19 protein-coding genes and 9 tRNA genes are annotated in these 17,757 nt (G+C 42.6%); 27 read left to right on the top strand and 1 reads right to left on the bottom strand.

Features of this window, described 5'->3' with window-relative positions; translation table 11 throughout:
* Positions 1-425 precede the first annotated feature (425 nt).
* The 3 genes from cshA to CSV63_RS04335 all read left to right on the top strand — a co-directional run bounded on the left by cshA (position 426) and on the right by CSV63_RS04335 (position 4,084).
* Positions 426-1,940, top strand: a complete 1,515-nt coding sequence (gene cshA / locus CSV63_RS04345; protein ID WP_099694738.1) for a degradosome RNA helicase CshA — start codon at positions 426-428, stop codon at positions 1,938-1,940.
* 139 nt (positions 1,941-2,079) lie between these two features.
* A complete protein-coding gene (locus CSV63_RS04340) occupies positions 2,080-2,559 on the top strand; it encodes a PH domain-containing protein (protein WP_099694737.1) in 480 nt (159 codons plus the stop codon).
* Complete coding sequence (locus tag CSV63_RS04335; protein WP_158233910.1) at positions 2,549-4,084, top strand: PH domain-containing protein; 1,536 nt, start codon at positions 2,549-2,551, stop codon at positions 4,082-4,084. The genes CSV63_RS04340 and CSV63_RS04335 overlap by 11 nt, the downstream gene beginning before the upstream one ends.
* Positions 4,085-4,627: 543 nt before the next feature.
* Here the strand turns inward: CSV63_RS04335 and CSV63_RS04330 are convergent.
* Positions 4,628-5,233, bottom strand: a complete 606-nt coding sequence (locus CSV63_RS04330) for a rhomboid family intramembrane serine protease (protein ID WP_099694735.1) — start codon at positions 5,231-5,233, stop codon at positions 4,628-4,630.
* A 68-nt stretch (positions 5,234-5,301) separates the two neighbouring features.
* Here CSV63_RS04330 and acpS point away from each other — a divergent pair, with 68 nt between their 5' ends.
* The 24 genes from acpS (at position 5,302) to CSV63_RS04210 (ending at position 17,739) form a co-directional block, all read left to right on the top strand.
* Entirely contained in the window at positions 5,302-5,658 is a 357-nt protein-coding gene (acpS, locus tag CSV63_RS04325; protein WP_099694734.1) for a holo-ACP synthase, read from the top strand.
* A gap of 94 nt (positions 5,659-5,752) precedes the next feature.
* On the top strand, positions 5,753-6,787 hold the full coding sequence (locus CSV63_RS04320; protein WP_099694733.1) for a LolA family protein: 1,035 nt from the start codon (positions 5,753-5,755) through the stop codon (positions 6,785-6,787).
* 86 nt (positions 6,788-6,873) lie between these two features.
* Positions 6,874-7,986: an alanine racemase gene (gene alr / locus CSV63_RS04315; protein WP_099694732.1), complete on the top strand. Its 1,113-nt coding sequence runs from the start codon at positions 6,874-6,876 to the stop codon at positions 7,984-7,986.
* Positions 7,987-8,142: 156 nt separating this feature from the next.
* The gene (locus CSV63_RS16970; protein WP_099628036.1) at positions 8,143-8,448 is read left to right on the top strand and encodes a transcriptional regulator; all 306 of its coding nucleotides are present in this window, start codon (positions 8,143-8,145) and stop codon (positions 8,446-8,448) included.
* A gap of 4 nt (positions 8,449-8,452) precedes the next feature.
* A complete protein-coding gene (locus CSV63_RS04305) occupies positions 8,453-8,803 on the top strand; it encodes a type II toxin-antitoxin system PemK/MazF family toxin (protein WP_029054722.1) in 351 nt (116 codons plus the stop codon).
* A 185-nt stretch (positions 8,804-8,988) separates the two neighbouring features.
* Positions 8,989-9,816, top strand: a complete 828-nt coding sequence (locus CSV63_RS04300) for an RsbT co-antagonist protein RsbRA (protein WP_099694731.1) — start codon at positions 8,989-8,991, stop codon at positions 9,814-9,816.
* Between the two features lies 1 nt (position 9,817).
* A complete protein-coding gene (locus CSV63_RS04295; protein ID WP_083034138.1) occupies positions 9,818-10,180 on the top strand; it encodes an STAS domain-containing protein in 363 nt (120 codons plus the stop codon).
* Between the two features lie 2 nt (positions 10,181-10,182).
* Complete coding sequence (locus CSV63_RS04290) at positions 10,183-10,524, top strand: ATP-binding protein (protein WP_099694730.1); 342 nt, start codon at positions 10,183-10,185, stop codon at positions 10,522-10,524.
* A gap of 13 nt (positions 10,525-10,537) precedes the next feature.
* Positions 10,538-11,542 carry a PP2C family protein-serine/threonine phosphatase gene (locus tag CSV63_RS04285; protein WP_199203601.1) on the top strand — a complete coding sequence of 335 codons (1,005 nt, stop codon included), beginning with the start codon at positions 10,538-10,540 and terminating at the stop codon, positions 11,540-11,542.
* Between the two features lie 102 nt (positions 11,543-11,644).
* Positions 11,645-11,986: an STAS domain-containing protein gene (locus tag CSV63_RS04280; RefSeq protein WP_099694729.1), complete on the top strand. Its 342-nt coding sequence runs from the start codon at positions 11,645-11,647 to the stop codon at positions 11,984-11,986.
* On the top strand, positions 11,973-12,446 hold the full coding sequence (rsbW, locus tag CSV63_RS04275; protein ID WP_099673666.1) for an anti-sigma B factor RsbW: 474 nt from the start codon (positions 11,973-11,975) through the stop codon (positions 12,444-12,446). Before CSV63_RS04280 ends, rsbW begins: the two co-directional genes overlap by 14 nt.
* Positions 12,421-13,206, top strand: a complete 786-nt coding sequence (gene sigB, locus CSV63_RS04270) for an RNA polymerase sigma factor SigB (protein ID WP_099632486.1) — start codon at positions 12,421-12,423, stop codon at positions 13,204-13,206. Before rsbW ends, sigB begins: the two co-directional genes overlap by 26 nt.
* A complete protein-coding gene (locus tag CSV63_RS04265) occupies positions 13,206-13,802 on the top strand; it encodes a PP2C family serine/threonine-protein phosphatase (RefSeq protein WP_099673667.1) in 597 nt (198 codons plus the stop codon). The genes sigB and CSV63_RS04265 overlap by 1 nt, the downstream gene beginning before the upstream one ends.
* Positions 13,803-13,914: 112 nt before the next feature.
* The gene (locus CSV63_RS04260; protein WP_099694998.1) at positions 13,915-16,056 is read left to right on the top strand and encodes a Tex family protein; all 2,142 of its coding nucleotides are present in this window, start codon (positions 13,915-13,917) and stop codon (positions 16,054-16,056) included.
* Positions 16,057-16,070: 14 nt separating this feature from the next.
* Positions 16,071-16,523, top strand: a complete 453-nt coding sequence (locus CSV63_RS04255; RefSeq protein WP_099694728.1) for a SprT family protein — start codon at positions 16,071-16,073, stop codon at positions 16,521-16,523.
* 257 nt (positions 16,524-16,780) lie between these two features.
* Positions 16,781-16,852 (top strand) — tRNA-Glu (locus CSV63_RS04250).
* Between the two features lie 52 nt (positions 16,853-16,904).
* Positions 16,905-16,979 (top strand) — tRNA-Gln (locus CSV63_RS04245).
* Positions 16,980-17,051: 72 nt separating this feature from the next.
* Positions 17,052-17,127 (top strand) — tRNA-Lys (locus tag CSV63_RS04240).
* 79 nt (positions 17,128-17,206) lie between these two features.
* Positions 17,207-17,293, top strand: a tRNA-Leu gene (locus tag CSV63_RS04235).
* A gap of 37 nt (positions 17,294-17,330) precedes the next feature.
* A tRNA-Gly gene (locus tag CSV63_RS04230) sits at positions 17,331-17,404 on the top strand.
* Positions 17,405-17,409: 5 nt separating this feature from the next.
* Positions 17,410-17,486, top strand: a tRNA-Ile gene (locus CSV63_RS04225).
* Position 17,487: 1 nt separating this feature from the next.
* A tRNA-Asn gene (locus CSV63_RS04220) sits at positions 17,488-17,562 on the top strand.
* A gap of 7 nt (positions 17,563-17,569) precedes the next feature.
* Positions 17,570-17,660, top strand: a tRNA-Ser gene (locus tag CSV63_RS04215).
* 7 nt (positions 17,661-17,667) lie between these two features.
* Positions 17,668-17,739, top strand: a tRNA-Glu gene (locus tag CSV63_RS04210).
* Positions 17,740-17,757 lie beyond the last annotated feature (18 nt).

Genomic DNA, 17,757 nt, shown 5'->3' with positions numbered 1-17,757 from the left:
TGGAACTTAAGCGGATTCGTTGCAGTCTTGTGTAAGCCATGGTAGAATGATCAAAGGAATTGGATACATTTACACAGCACTCTTCCGTTATATTATACGGAGAGTACTTTTTTTTGAATAAAACGGTGAATAATAGGCAGACTAGCAATGATTTGCTGTTTTCACCGCTCGGCAAGGACCGAGCTTTCCTTGTATGTCACGGGTTTTACATTGTGCTGTATAAAAATCTGGACGCAATTACGATAAGTGTAATTGATATGACCCCTCTCAACCACAAGAATCCTTCTAGAAGATTCTTTTAACAAACCAGAGATGGATATATCGGAAACGCTCCCAACTTTCAAAGTACATGGCTCGAATTTGCCGCGCTTTCATTTGCAGATGTAACCAATTGTCAAATGGAGAAATAAAGGAGAATGAATATTTTGACGAAGTTTTCAGAATTAAATATTAGCGAAACAACACAAAAAGCTTTGCTACGCATGGGGTTTGAAGAGGCAACACCAATCCAAGAAGGTACAATCACTTTTGGTATGGAAGGCCGCGATGTAATCGGGCAAGCACAAACAGGTACTGGTAAAACAGCAGCATTTGGTATTCCGATCATTGAAAAGTTGGATCCAAAGAGTACTGCGGTTCAAGCGCTGGTCATCGCACCAACTCGTGAATTGGCAATCCAAGTATCAGAAGAAATTTATAAAGTCGGCTACGGTAGCCGTGCGAAGGTTCTCTCTGTTTATGGCGGACAAGAAATCGGACGTCAAATCCGTGCGCTTCGTAATAATCCAAACATCGTAGTCGGTACACCGGGACGTATTTTGGATCATATCAACCGTAAAACATTGAAGCTTGATCACGTTCAAACACTCGTTTTGGACGAAGCAGATGAAATGTTGAACATGGGATTCATCGAAGATATCAATACAATTCTCGCAAGCGTACCGGCCGAGCGTCAAACGTTGCTATTCTCAGCGACTATGCCTGCTCCAATCCGAAAAATTGCAGAAACTTTCATGAAAAACCCAGAAGTGGTGAAAATCAAATCAAAAGAAATGACTGTTGAGAACATTGAACAGTTCTTCGTAAAGTCTCATGAACGTGAGAAATTTGATGTGCTATCAAGATTGTTGAACGTTCAACAGCCTGAACTAGCTATCGTATTCGGACGTACAAAACGCCGTGTAGACGAGTTGGCTCACGCATTAAGTATCCGTGGTTATATCGCTGAAGGTATTCACGGTGACTTGACACAAGCAAAACGTATGTCAGTTTTACGTCAGTTCAAAGACAATAAAATCGATGTACTTGTCGCGACAGATGTAGCGGCACGTGGATTGGATATCTCAGGCGTAACACACGTTTACAACTTTGACATTCCACAAGATCCAGAGAGCTATGTTCACCGTATCGGTCGTACAGGCCGTGCTGGTAAAAACGGAGTGGCTGTTACATTCGTAACACCACGTGAAATGGGTTACCTTCGTATCGTTGAGGAAACGACTAAGAAGCGTATGACTCCATTACGCCCACCAACTTCTGACGAGGCATTGCTTGAACAGAAGAAAAATGCAGTGGATTCCTTGGTGGAAGTAATTGAACAGAACAATTCAGAGGATTATGCTGGATTAGCAGCACAATTGCTTGAGAAACATGACGCGAAAGAAGTTGTGGCGGCAGCACTTAAGTCATTGACTAAGAGTGTTGACGAGACTCCTGTAACTATTTCAGAAGAGCGACCACTACCTTCACGCAGACCATCTTCATCACGTTCTGGTGGCGGCTATAAAGGCGGTAATCGTAGTGGTGGCGGACGTTCTCAAGGAGGACGCGGCAGAAGTTCATCAGCTGGCGGATCAACTAGACGTAGTAGCGGACCTCGCGATGGCGCAAGAAGAGATGGCGGATCAAGACGCAGCAGTAGCAATCGTTCAGAACGCTAAGAATAAAATGTATAAAATCCGGGCTTGCATTATAGCAGCCCGGATTTTTTTTGTCGTGAATATGATATGATCGATGAGAGTGAAACGTTTTTACAGTTGTTACGTATATAAAAGTAGAAATTCAAAAAGGGGTGGTCTTGTGAGACGACAACCTTCAAATCAACTGTCCAAAAAAGGATTAACAGTTTGGAGACTATATGGAACGATTCAAAGTATGATCATACTAGCGATCGCAGTTGGATTAGGTTTTTTATCATATTTTTTCGATTGGTCAAATTGGATTATGATCGCCGTTGCAGTGGTTGTATTAGTGCATGCGTATTTATCAATTTATTTATTCCCGAAAATTCGTTGGCAACGTTGGCGCTATGAAGTACGTGAAGCGGAAATCGAGCTTCAACATGGATTGTTTATCGTCAATCGTACACTCATTCCAATGGTGCGCGTTCAGCATGTGGATACGGCGGAAGGACCCATTTTACGAAAGTATGGCTTGGCCTCCATCACAATTTCTACCGCAGCGACCAATCATTCCATTCCAGCGCTTGTGACGGAAGAAGCAGATGAACTACGCAACCGTATTTCCACGTTTGCAAGGGTGGCGAAAGATGATGTCTGAACCACGTTATAAACTTCATTGGATATCAGCCGTTGTTGAGACGGCGAAAGCATTAAAAGAGTTGATTGGTCCGTTCGTCATCTTGGTTTTTGTGAATGGTTTCAAGGGAGAAAGTACAGCGCCATGGTATATCCAGTATTGGTCGTTGATTTTATTTGGCGTGCTTCTCGTATTTACATTAGTTTCGGGTATTGTTAAATGGCGCCGTTTTGATTACTGGTTTGAAGACCAGGAGTTGCGCATCGTATCGGGTTTGTTTGTACGCAAAAAACGTTACATTCCATTCGAACGTATTCAAAGTCTAGATTACACAGAAGGTATTTTTCATCGGCCATTTCAGTTGGTCAAGGTCAAAATTGAAACAGCAGGTTCGTCATCCGGTAAAGATGCAGAAGCTGAATTAACTGCAATCACGAAGGAAGCGGCGCAACAAATTGAAAAAGAAATTAAGCAGTCGAAAAAAATGAAAGTTCTAGGTCCGCAACCGGCATTATTTGATCAAATAGAGTGGCAGTTAATACGAGAGCCGGAAGAGGTGCAGATAGCGCAGCAACCAGCGCCCGTAATTTTCTCTATGACGACCCGTGACTTGCTTATGCTTGCGACAACTTCCGGTGGGATTGGAGTTATTTTATCCGGTGCGATCGTATTCCTGTCGCAAATTGAGGAACTCATTCCGTATGACTGGTTGTTTGGAGAACTGAAATCTTTCATCCGCATCGGTGTTTTCGTCGTAGCGATTTTAGTAGTACTTGGTTTCCTGATCGTTTGGTTGTTATCTGTTGCGATGACATTCTTAGCGAATTATGGTTTCAAAGTCATACGTGAGAAAGATAATTTAGTCATCACGCGGGGGTTGCTAGAGAAGAAGCGAGTAACAGTGCCATTGAAACGTGTACAAAACATCACTATCACGGAAAATCCTATCCGTCAGCTATTCGGCTATGGAGCGGTCATCATCAATAGTGCGGGGGGAGTCGGTGAAGGTTCGCGAATCAAACTTTTCCCGCTAGCGAAACGAAATAGCGTGATTGAACCATTACAGGAGCTATTTCCAAATATGGATTTCAGTGAACCAATAAATAAAATCGGCGGAAGAGGAAAACGTTTCTATTATCGTTTTAAGTTACTTGTAACACTTCTACCGATAGCGTTTGTTTCGTACAACTTTTTCCCATATGGATTGCTTATGTTGCTACTATTACCATTGGTAGGGTTACACGGTATATGGCAATACAAAACAGCGGCCTATACCATCTTGCCGAAACAATTGACGATGCGTTTTCGCACAATCAGCAGACAGACGGTGTTTACGGAGAAAAGTCGGATTCAGTCAATGGAACTAGATCAGAATTATTTCCATCGAAGAAAAAAGGTCGCGACCCTTACGGTAAACGTCAAATCTGGCATGACACTCGATGCCCCAGCCATTCGTCACATGCCGCAGGAGGACGCAGAAAAGTTCTTGTCTTGGTATGAGTTTCACCGAGAAAGCACAGAATCAGGAATAGAACCAGACAACTAAACTTGTCTGGTTTTTGGTTCTTCATGAAAGTAGAGAGGCTGGAAGGGGGGAGTGGAGGGATTTGCGCTTCTGAGGGGACACTTTCCTGAGGGTGCGCGGTGAGCCGCCTGCTAATGCAAAGATGTGCTCCTAACGCTTCGCTTTTAGTCGCAAAAGCCGTCCTTCGTTACGGCTCTCGCTCCAATCCCTGCAGTATAAGTGGGAGATACTTCACGTTGCGCATTAAAGTTATGTTTGTAATTGGTTTTGTCCTTAATCTTAACTACGTTCATAGACAACAACATTTTGCACGCTATTGCTAGTGAGTGAACTACGTCATTCCACTTTATGATTAGGATTGCAACGGAAGATGGGAGCGACTCCGGTAGGATCAGCGTGAGTTCGAGACCCTGGACTGAGCGTTAGCGAGGTCTCGGGCCACGCCCTCTGGAAGGCGTCCCCCAGCTGGAGTGGAAATCCCTTCGTGCTCACTAATTGACTCTCTATGCGATTCTTCATTCGAAAAGCCAGACAAAGACACGCCTTGTCTGGCCTTGCATTACACTATTTTTTTCGCCAACTGACAATGTTCTTCGGATTGAAGTAGCTTAGCCCGATCAGAAAGCCTGTGAGCAGGCCTGCAATGTGGGCTGTCACGTTGATATTCGTTCCAACAAACGTCATCACAACACTAATGACGATAATCGGTAAAATAACTTGTCTCAACTGTGGAAACGCATGCTTCGTGTAATAGACAAGCGCACCAAACGCGCCGAACACGCCGAAGATCGCACCGCTTGCACCGACGTGCGTATAGGCAGCGGGTTGCACGAAGTATGTTGCGATATCGCCGAACAAGCCCGCTAACATATATACTGTAATAAACCGTGCTTTCCCTGCAATTTTCTCAAGTTCTGGTCCGAAAACAAATAGCGAGAACATGTTAAATAGTAAATGCGTGAAACCGCCATGCAAAAACATAGGGGTTATTAAGCGCCAATACTCTCCGTTCGCAATGAGCAAGTTGTCTCCCAAGCCGAATAAAAAGAGCCGATCGCCAATGCCGGGAATCAATGTATAGATAAATATCCCGATATTTAAGGCGAGCAAAAATGTCACGACAGGATAGGCGCGAACATATTGTGAAAAGTTTTCCGTTCTTATAAACATGGTTTCACCTCAATCTTCTGTACTGATTATACATATTTTTTAACTTGAAGGGAAAGGAGTTGTTCATTTTGATTCAAGGAATTGGATTAGACATCGTGGAATTAGATCGAATAGCTCGTTTGGATAGCCGTGGCGCAAAATTCCGAGAGCGTATATTGTCTAAAAGAGAACTGCAAGTATATGAAACATTGAGTGGCCACCGTAAAAATGAATACTTGGCGGGGCGGTTCGCAGCTAAAGAGGCATTCTCAAAAGCGCGAGGGACTGGAATCGGAACAGGTTGCAGTTTTCTTGACATTGAAATCATTTCAGAAGCAAGTGGCCGTCCAGTATTATACTTCCATAGTCAACTGGTTCAAGGGTTCATTAGCATTACACATACCCAAAGTGTGGCGGCTGCACAAGTGGTTCTAATGGAATCCTGAAGGCGTCTAAATAGATTTTAAACAAGCTCGCATAATCGATTCATCCCTCTCATAAGATAAGCTACCCGAATTGATTGGAGAAAGGATGAAAAGAATGCGGAAAAAAATTATCTTGTTAACAGTCGTCGCCGTTATGTTAGTACTAGGAGGATGTGGTAAACCTTCTAAAGAAGATGTCATGAAGAAACTTAGCAATAAGTGGAATGAAACAAAAGGGTATGAGTTAAATGCTTCAATGGAAATCAAAACAGGTTCAGAGCCTCGGATGTACAATGTGGAAGTATGGCATACTAAGCCAGAGTTTTACAAAGTGAATGTGACACAATCGGGGAATGAAGAGTCGCAAATGATCGTTCGTAATGAAGAAGGCGTGTTCGTTATTACGCCGTCACTCGGTAAAACATATAAATTCCAAAGTGACTGGCCGGCTCAAAACAGTCAAGGGTATCTGATCGGAACGCTTGCTGAAGATATTAAGGCGGACAAAGCAGCAGTCATGGAAGAAAAGGAAAAAGAGTATATCTTTGAAACGGCGACACGCAATAATCATAAGTCACTTTTACCAACTCAGAAAATTCATATCGATAAAAAGACTTTGTTACCAAGCAAGGTGACGATCCATGATGAAGCGGGTGAAGAAAAGATTTCCATTAAATTCGATAAAATTTCCTTGGGCGTAGAGCATAAAGTTGCAGAGTACAAGGTAGAAATGGATAAACCGAAGGCAGACGGTGACCAAGCTGATTCTGATGGAGAAGCAAAAGAAGGCGATGGGGAAGATCAGGCTAAGGTAGATCAACAAACTTACTATCCGGTTGCTAATTTACAAGGTACGACACTGTCAGAGGAGAAGAGCGTGGAAATTGAGAACGGTCAGCGTGTGATCATGACATTCAGTGGAGATAAAGAATATGTTGTCATTCAGGAACCAGCTGAAAAGCCTTTGAATCAAATGCCTGTATCCATCGAGGGCGATCCAGTTGATCTAGGTTTCGCAGTAGCGGCATTAACGGATAAATCTATTCACTGGGAAGCGAATGGCATGGCGTTCTTTGTTGCATCCGACATGTTAAGTAAAGAAGAATTGATCACAGTAGCAAATTCGATGACAGCGACAGAATCCAAATAACAATGCCTGAATCAATTGACTAGACTATGCCTTAGGATAGATAATTATTTCATGCGACAGTCTATCCTGTAAAGAGGTGGAAGGAAATGTTCAACGAAACACAGTATCGCCCAACGCGAGCGGTTATTAATACATTAGCTATTGAGCGAAATGCAAAACACCTTATTTCTTATTTACCAAAAGAAACCAAGTTGATTGCGGTCGTCAAATCGGATGGATACGGTCATGGAGTAGCACAGGCTGCTTCCGCTGCATTGCGAGCGGGAGCAGACATGCTTGCTGTTGCCACTCCTGATGAAGCGATGACGATCAGGAAAACACAACCTACCACCGATATTCTTGTGCTGGGATTTTCACCGGTATCATTTGCCGCTGTAGCAGCAAAACATCGCATTATTTTGACGGTCACAAGTGAAGATTGGGTAAAACAAGTACATGCACAACAACCATTTGATAATAAATGCAGGATTCATGTAAAAATCGACAGTGGAATGGGTAGAATTGGAGTGCGGACTGAAGAGGAGTTAACGCGATTGGTGAAGTCTATTCAACAGTCCGATTTATCCATTGATGGTGTATTCACGCATTTTGCACGTGCGGATGAGGAAAATCGAGAACCAACACAGCGACAGTTTGAGCGATTCATGCGCTTAGTGAGTTGTTTGCCTGAAAAACCGCGTCTCATTCATGCGTCAAATAGCGCGGGGATTTTGTTGTTTCCTGAATATGCACTTGACGCTGTCCGTTTTGGCATAGGCTTGTACGGTATTCCGCCGTCTCATATCGTCGCAAAGCAGTTGCCGTTTAAGCTTGAACGAGCATTGACGATTGAAACCGAATTAACTTACGTGAAACAGATGGCGGCTGGCGAGGAGATTAGCTATGGTGGTACGTATAAAGCGGCTGAAGGTGAATGGATCGGTACATTACCAGTGGGCTATGCGGATGGACTAAGGCGTTCGCTTAAAGGTCAGGAAGTACTGATCGATGGCAAGAGGGTACCAATTGTTGGCACCATTTGTATGGACCAATGCATGATCCGATTACCACGTGCATATCCCGAAGGTGAAAAGGTAATATTGATAGGCAAACAGGGAGACGAAGAAATAATGATAGAAGAATGGTCTGAACGCCTAAATACGATACCCTATGAAGTGGCTGTAACAATTTCTACACGAATACCTAGAGTCTATACGTAAAAAACGTCGAAACTATCTGGCGAAATATATGGCGCGACGGCCCTTCAATTCGACATACTATTGACGAAACTAGTTTTTCTTGTCAAAACACTTCAAACCTTGTCTTTTCATATTCCAATATAAATGGTAAGATAGAAATGATATAGAAATAGAGGGATGGGTTTGTCGGAGGTGCTCGATTTGCGTACGGATAAAAACGATAAAAGAATACTTAGTATAGCCTCAACCAGATTGCAACAGCAAAATGAAGACGCGATCTTTCAATGGGAGCAAGTGCAAGAAGATTTCGTTTATACGACAGATGTGAAACATATCAAACATGGCGAAGCTTCCTTATTACGTGAAGCCATGATTAGAGGTTATGTGGAAATGTCGCAAATCAACCTCAATATAGCGGCAGAATGTTTATATGCGGAATTTGAAGCTCAGCATACCGTAGAACGTTGCGTCAGCGGAGGATGAAAAGTTGGCAATTAAACGCGGAGACGTCTTTTTTGCAGATTTGTCACCTGTAGTCGGTTCTGAACAGGGTGGGACCAGACCGGTACTGATCATCCAAAATGATATCGGTAACCGATTCAGTCCCACAGTGATTGTGGCAGCCATTACTGCACAAATACAAAAAGCAAAATTGCCGACACATGTCGAAATTACAGCGGCCCGGCATGGATTCGAGCGGGATTCAGTCATCCTGCTCGAGCAAGTCCGCACAATCGACAAGTCAAGGCTTACAGACAAAATAACACACTTAGACGATGCGTTAATGAAGCAAGTCGACGAAGCTTTACAAGTAAGCTTCGGACTTATTAAATTTTAGCATACATATACTACTACCTTTTATTGCAGATGGCGCCAGTAATTAATGGCCCCTAAAAACACTATAGCCAAACGGTTATAGTGTTTTTTTATAGTAATTTCAAATAAAATGAGTAAAAACATGTAGTTTGCAGTGGAATTCGATACAATAGAGATAACTGAAGATGTAGGGAGGAACAAATAACAATGAACGAAGTCATGAAAAAAGGTATAGCCGAGAATATAGATGTAATCACTACGCGCTGGGTAGAAGAAATGAAAGAGCATGCTGATGAGCGTTTTCTAGAATTAATGCCAGCAGCAGTAGTAGCTACAACCAGTAGAGAATTTGCAGAATTGATGACATCAAATCTTTCGTACCGCGAAGCAGTGGACAAGGCACGATTGGATGAGTTTACGGAGAAAATCATTCATTTTGGATGGTCAATTAAGTTTATCAATCGGGCAATTGATACATTTTCTACTGTCGTATATAATCTATTCTTTGAGACGGGGATTTTACAAGACTCGAACTTGCGCGAAGGGGTTAAAATCTTCTCGAAATGGATCAATCCGCTAAGAGAGAGCATCATTGAAGAATATGCTACGAAGTGGGAACGTACGGACAGCTTGCAGAAGATTGCATTGCAAGAACTATCGGCTTCTTTAATTCCGGTATTCGACAAGATATCTGTCATGCCGTTAGTTGGGACAATCGACACAGAACGTGCGAAATTGATCATGGAAAATCTATTGGAAGGCGTTGTCAAGCAACGCGCTGAAGTTGTGTTACTTGATATTACAGGTGTTCCGGTAGTAGATACAATGGTTGCGCACCATATCATCCAAGCGGCAGACGCGGTTCGTTTAGTAGGCGCGAAATGTATGCTAGTTGGAATTCGTCCGGAAATAGCACAGACTATTGTGACCCTTGGCATTAATCTTACAGACTTCTCAACGACAAGCACGTTACGTAGAGGGATGCAGAAAGCGCTTGAAATGACAGGACGGACAATTGTGGAGGAGGAAAAGTAGTATGAAGATGCGAATCCCAATTCTAAAGCTAAAAGACACGTTGATTGTATCTATTCAAGTAGAGCTTGATGATCAGACTGCTTTACAGTTCCAAGAGGATTTGTTGAATCAATTGCATAAAACGTCTGCACGAGGCGTTGTAATTGATTTGACACCCATTGACTTCATTGATTCATTCATTGCAAAAGTGCTAGGTGATGTTATTCATATGACAAGTTTGATGGGTGCGAAAGTAGTTATCACAGGTATTCAACCATCTGTAGCCATCACGTTAATTGAATTAGGTATCCGTTTAGAGAACGTAACAACTGCATTAGATCTAGAGAATGGGCTAGAGAAATTGACTAGAGAATTGGAGGCCTGACCATGGAACACAGGTCTTCTATAGAGATCAAGACAGAGTGGGATATTGTTGCTGCTAGACAATTAGGTCGTAATGAGGCGAAAAGTACGGGCTTTGGGACAGTCGACCAAGCGAGAATAACGACTGCCATTAGTGAATTAGCAAGGAATATATATCTTTACGCAGGAAAAGGCCGAATCGAAATTGTGCCTATCACAGTAGGCAAACGGGTCGGTTTACTTATTACTGCTTCCGGAGGATTGGGTGCAGGAATGCCAGGAGTTAAACGATTGATGGATGATTTCCGTATAGAAACAGAAGTAGGCGTAGGAACCACCATTACAGCGACAAAATGGTTGCACTAGGAGTTGAAGGGTATTGCCACAAGAGGCGGGTAAGCAGTATAAGCAAATGCTGGAGAATTATCTGCGCTCCAAAGGAGAGGAAGATCTCTATTTGGGTCAGCAATTCAGCCGCAGCTTCATAGAGAAAAGTATTGCGCCGGAAGACGTCATTAGTATTCATAAAAATTCTATTGAAGAACTAATTAAAGATTTGCCGGCCGATGTCAGCGTGTCGTTCGATTTTTTAATCGAAATGATGATTCATTATGGACTGGCGCTTAAAGAGCATCAGAGCTTAATCCGCAAACAAGAAGCCATTCAAACAGAGATGGATATTGCTGTTAGAGTACAAAACACTTTGTTGCAAACGGCAACTCCTGTGTTGGAGGGTCTCGATATAGGTTGGATTTCCAGACCATCGAAGCAAATGAATGGAGATTATGTGTATTTTCTAAAGGAAGCAGAACAAGAAGTTTGCTTGGCTGTAGCTGACATAATCGGAAAAGGCATGTCAGCAGCTATGCATATGTCTATGGTGAAGTTTGGTATGGATAGTCTGCGATATGAGAAAAGAAATCCTTTTGAAGTGTTGAGCTTTATCAATAAAATGGTGGAACAAAGCATTGCTGATTCTATGTTTATTTCCATGTTTTACGGAAAATACGATACCGAAAACTCGGTATTCCGCTATTCTTCGGCTGGACATGAGCCGGCCCTATTTTATCGTGCGGCAGAAGATTCATACAGTTTGCTTGAAAGTAAAGGCCTGTTACTTGGCGTTCACGAAGAAGCGGTATATGAAGAACGAACAGTGCGTCTCGAAGATAATGATTTCATTGCGATTATGACGGATGGTGTAACGGAAACCAGAACAGATATAGGTTTCATTGAAATGAATATAATAGAAAATTTATTGCGGGAAGTACGTTCGGAAAGTGCACAAGCGATGGTTGACTATTTATTTAACGAGCTTTCTAAGATGCAGGATTATGAATTGCATGATGATTTTACACTCGTAATTTTGAAGAAAACGAAATAAAGGTTTAAGAAATTAAAGAATGGGTATAAAACAATGAGTGTGAAGCAGGTATGATTAAGTTGTACCTTCATAGAAAATAGAGAATATGATCGGGGTGTCGAAATGAATTTACAAGTTGAGCAAGTTGATAAAGATCTCGTACATAACTTTAAAGTTATCGGAGAGATCGATATATATACAGCGCCAAAATTGAAAGAGCATTTGGCAACTTTAGAGTTAGTCGAAGGAATTGAAGTGGAATTAGACTTGTCCGAAGTGAATTATATGGACAGTACAGGCTTAGGCATATTTGTCGGATTCTATAAAGAAGTAAAAGCGTATAATGGAAAATTAGTGATTAAAGGACTAAACCAACGCCTTTACCGATTGTTTGAAATCACGGGCCTCAGTGAGATTATGGAGATAGAACAATCTAAAGGTGGCGAAGACAATGCAAGCGTTTGATTACATCGAAATAAAAGTCCCGGCAAAAGCCCAGTACGTAGGTGTAGCCCGTTTAGCTATTTCAGGTCTTGCGAGTCGCATAGGGTTTACATATGATGAAATTGAAGATTTGAAGATCGCTGCAAGTGAAGCGGTGACGAATGCTGTGCAACACGCGTACAATGATGAAAAAACGGGTGAAGTAATCTTAGGGTGTGCCCTTTATAAAGATCGCCTAGAAATTGTTGTGACAGATCATGGTCAAAGCTTTGATTTTGAAGAAACAAAGAAAAAAGTTGGTCCTTATCAAGACTGGAATGAAGAATCGCCTCTCAGAGAAGGTGGGTTGGGATTGTACTTGATGGAAACTTTAATGGATGAAGTCAAAGTCGACCATGGGGAGGGTGTCATTGTTTTCATGACCAAATATTTGGGCAGAGAGCGGGGAGAGGACCATGTCAAATCAACAGTCTTCTCGTGACAATGAGACAAAAGAGCAAGTCATTAAATGGATACATGAATACCAGGAGAATAATGACGACTATGCGCAAACACAACTAGTCCTACATTATGAGCGACTGGTACACTCAATTGCGCGCAAATATTCACGTGGACAATCACATCATGAAGACATCGTTCAGGCGGGAATGCTTGGACTATTAGGAGCAATACGAAGATATGATCCCGAACAGGGACGGAATTTTGAGGCGTTTGCTGTACCGACAATTATCGGGGAAATCAAACGTTTCCTTCGTGATAAAACGTGGGCTGTTCATGTGCCGCGACGGATCAAGGAGTTAGGGCCGAAAATCAAAGCGGCGGTTGAAACGTTAACGACTGAATTTCAGCGATCGCCAATGGTCTATGAAATAGCGGAATACCTAGGTACTGATGAGGAATTAGTGCTTGAGGCGATGGAGATGGGCAGGAGCTATCAAGCGCTATCAATTGACCATACATTAGACGCGGATTCGGAAGGTGGAACCATTACACTGCTTGATATTATTGGTGAGACGGATGACGGTTTTGAAAAAACAGATCAGCGAATGCTAGTTTTGAATGCACTGAACGTTTTAACTGAGCGTGAACGTCAGATTATCCAGTATACATATATCGATCAGATGAGCCAGAAAGAAGCCGGAGAATTACTTGATATTTCCCAAATGCACGTTTCGAGACTGCAACGGAAAGCAATCAAGAAGTTGCAAGAAGTAATCCTAACGAGTGGTGGTGCAAACTAGTGGAAACTTTTGAGAATGACTATGTAGAGGCATATATATTCCAACAGTCCAAAAAAGGTAATAAAGATTCTGGGGATGCATACTACATTCATTCAGAAGAAGATTATTTCATTTGTGCTATTGCAGACGGCTTGGGCAGTGGAACAGAAGCGAAAGAATCTGCTGAAATAATTCCACAAGTCTTAAAGTTGTATCATCATGAATCACCTGACGATTTGTTACTGCGTTGCAATAAACAAATGTTGCATAAACGCGGTGCGGCAGTAGGGATTGTAAAAGTGTATTTTGAACAACAAACCTTAGAATATAGTTGTGTCGGTAACATCAGAATCTATATCCTGCAATCGAATGGTCAAATGATTTATCCTTTACCAGTAATGGGTTATCTGTCCGGACGACCACAATCGCCCCGTACGCAAAGGTATCCTTATAACAAGAATGACCGGTTCTTCCTTCATTCTGATGGCGTGAACTTGCGAAGTCCTAAAAAGTATTTACAAGAGAACTCTACTTCGTATCAATTGTATAAAAAGGTTGAACGTACGATTGAAGATAATGATGATGCGACATTCATCGCAGCAAGCCTGCTTCATTAAATTGAAGCGGCTTTTTTGTGTCTGAAAATAAAATAGTTGCAGAAGGAAACTGCATTGGAAACATGCTATTATATGGAAAGAAGAAAGGGTGGTTGAATTGTCAAAAGATCTTATGGAAGCAACAGCAAGCCGCGCAGGAATCAGTAAACGCCAAACGGCAAGTGTCATCGCTCTGTTGGAAGAAGGCAACACTGTACCTTTTATTGCGCGTTATCGAAAAGAAGCAACAGGTTCACTCGATGAAGTGCAGATCAAGGAAATTGAAGACGCTTATCATTATATCAAGTCGCTTGAACAGCGAAAAGAAGAAGTTCTGCGTTTAATAGATGAACAAGGAAAGTTGGATGATACGTTAAAGGCAGATATTGAGCGTGCAACGGTATTGCAACGAATCGAAGACTTGTACCGCCCTTATAAACAAAAGCGACGTACGAAAGCGATGATTGCGATTGAAAACGGCTTGGAACCTCTTGCTGAGCAATTAATGCAGCAGTTATCTGTGAATATTGAGACTACAGCACAAGCCTATATCAATCTTGAAAAAGAAATTCTTACAATAGAAGATGCGTTAGAAGGCGCTAAGTTCATCATTGCAGAAAGAGTATCGGAAGACGCGACAATGCGTGAAAAGATACGTAAAATCACATGGGCATCTGGGAAACTGACTGCTACCTTGAAAAAGGATGCGGAAGATGAACGGAAAATTTTTGAAAACTACTATGAATATGAAGAACCACTCAGTAAAATCGTCCCTCACCGCGTTTTAGCTATTAATCGGGGAGAAAAAGAGAATGTGCTACGCGTGGGGGTTGGTTTCCCGGCTGATCGCATCATTGGGGATCTCGAGCGTACGTATCTAAAGCGACACCCTTCTTCATCTGCCGTATATATAAAAGAAGCGTTAGAGGACTCTTTCAAACGATTAATTGCCCCTTCAATAGAGAGAGAAGTACGAACGACGTTAACTGAAAAAGCGGAAACGCAGGCAATTCACGTGTTTTCGGAAAATCTTCGGAGCCTTCTATTACAGCCGCCGTTAAAAGGTAGAACGGTACTAGGCGTAGATCCGGCGTTCAGAACAGGATGTAAACTTGCGGTAGTAGACGACACGGGAAAGCTTCAGGATATCTCTGTCATATATCCTCACCCACCGAAGCCGCAAAAAGAAGCGTCAAAAAAAGCAATACTCGATTTATTGAAGACATATCCGATTTCTATTATTGCGATTGGTAACGGAACTGCATCACGCGAAACGGAAAAGTTCATCGCCGATCTAATTAAAGAAGTGGATGAGCCGGTTTCTTACGTAATTGTGAATGAAGCGGGAGCGAGTGTATATTCAGCATCTGCAAAAGCACGGGAAGAGTTTCCGGACCTGCAGGTAGAGCAAAGAAGTGCGGTATCCATTGCGCGGAGACTGCAAGACCCGTTGTCTGAACTAGTGAAAATCGATCCTGAATCTATTGGTGTAGGGCAATACCAGCATGATGTAGCGAAAAAGAATTTGACGGAATCACTTTCATTTGTTGTGGAAACAGCGGTGAATCGAGTTGGGGTGAATGTCAATACCGCTTCATCTTCGCTATTACAGTACGTTTCGGGTCTGTCAAAAGCTGTGGCGGAGAACATTGTCAAAGCTAGGGAAGATGCAGGTAAGTTCACCAAGCGTACAGAATTGAAAAAAGTACCGAGACTCGGTGCGAAAACGTATGAACAGGCAATTGGCTTCTTACGCATACCGGAATCAAAAGAGCGCTTTGACTCGACAGGAATTCATCCAGAGAGTTATAAAGTGGCAGAAGCAGTTTTGAAAGAGTTGCAACTCGACAAATCCCAGCTTGGTACAGAAGAAGCGACGACCGCTCTTGAACACGTAGATATCTCGACACTTGCTGCGCAGTTAGATGTGGGAGAGATCACATTGCAAGATATTATCCAAACATTGCAGCGGCCAAATCGTGACCCGCGTGACGATTATCCACAACCTTTATTGAAAGCGGATGTACTTGATATTAAAGATGTACATGAAGGAATGGAAATGCAGGGAACAGTGCGTAACGTAGTGGATTTCGGTGCATTTGTAGACATAGGCGTTTCGGAAGATGGATTAGTTCACATATCCAAAATGAAAAATGGCTATGTCAAGCATCCGTTAGATGTAGTGGCATCCGGTGATATTGTTACAGTATGGATTGATTCTGTTGATCGTCAGAAAGGGCGTATCGCATTATCCATGCTTCCCCTTAAGAAATAAAGGAGAGAATCAGCATGTCAGAAGAATATTTACAGCAGCTGGTTGAGCAGATCTCATTGGAAATCTTCCATAAGCCGTTTGTCCATCAAGCGATTTTTAATAGTAGACTGCGGACGACGGGTGGTCGCTACAAGTTAAGCAATCATTATATAGAGATTAACCCGTTAGTGATTAAGCTTCATGATGAGGAAGAATTAATCGGGATCATTAAACATGAACTTTGCCATTATCACCTTCATTTAGAAGGAAAGGGATATAAACACGGAGATCCGGATTTTAAAAAGCTGCTAAAAGAGACGAATTCACCTCGTCATTGCAAGCCGCTTACGGAACGCCGAGCGAAAAGTACAATAATCCATTTATATCGTTGTACAGCTTGTGGATTGGATTATCCTAGACGCAGAAGAATGAATTGTGCGAAGTATCGCTGTGGAAAATGTGCAGGAGAGATTTCAAAAGTGGAGTGAAGTGATGAAAGGCATTCGATCTTAGCGATTGGATGCCTTTTATATAATGGGGCAAACAGAAGTGAAAGAAGGCTTTGTGGCTTAAGATTTTTTAATTGAAAAGGTTGTCATATCAACGTTTCAATGCTTATTGAAAAGTTATTTAAAAAAGATTGCTTAAAAAGGTTGACGAACGGCAAGACCCTGTCTATAATAGTAAAAGTCGACTAAGACAAGCGCAACAAACGGTTTGCTTGCTGAAGCGTCAATATAGCTAAGGCCCCTTGGTCAAGCGGTTAAGACACCGCCCTTTCACGGCGGTATCACGGGTTCGAATCCCGTAGGGGTCACTTTTAATAAAACGAACAAATCCCTGAAGATTTGATAGTAGATTATCATTGATGGGGTATAGCCAAGCGGTAAGGCAACGGACTTTGACTCCGTCATTCGTTGGTTCGAATCCAGCTACCCCAGCCATTTTTACTGCGTATTACACGCGTTAAAGAGATCAAAGGTATTTGGAATGATTTGTTCCTTTCATTTTAATGTGAGCCGTTAGCTCAGTCGGTAGAGCATCTGACTTTTAATCAGAGGGTCACAGGTTCGAATCCTGTACGGCTCACCATTCAATTTTAAAAAGTTTTTAAGAAAGCTCTTGACTTATTAAACTGAAGGTGTATACTAGTAATTGTCGCTAAAACAAAGCGGTAGTGGCGGAACGGCAGACGCGCTAGGTTGAGGGCCTAGTGGGGGTTAACCCCGTGGAGGTTCAAATCCTCTTTACCGCACCAAACATTTACACCATTACAATTCAATTACAACTTATATGCGGGTATAGTTTAGTGGTAAAACCTCAGCCTTCCAAGCTGATGATGGGAGTTCGATTCTCCCTACCCGCTCCAATTAGGGGCCTATAGCTCAGCTGGTTAGAGCGCACGCCTGATAAGCGTGAGGTCGGTGGTTCGAGTCCACTTAGGCCCACCATTCCGCAGTAGCTCAGTGGTAGAGCAATCGGCTGTTAACCGATCGGTCGTAAGTTCGAGTCTTACCTGCGGAGCCATTTTTATGGGGAAGTACTCAAGTGGCTCAAGAGGCGCCCCTGCTAAGGGTGTAGATCGCGAAAGCGGTGCGAGGGTTCGAATCCCTCCTTCTCCGCCATAATTTTGGCCCCTTGGTCAAGCGGTTAAGACACCGCCCTTTCACGGCGGTATCACGGGTTCGAATCCCGTAGGGGTCATACATGAAAAAGGTATTG

Source organism: Sporosarcina sp. P34 (assembly GCF_002743375.1).
GTDB lineage: Bacteria > Bacillota > Bacilli > Bacillales_A > Planococcaceae > Sporosarcina.
Note: the sequence above shows the minus strand (reverse complement) of the source record. Positions and strands in the feature narration are given on the sequence as shown.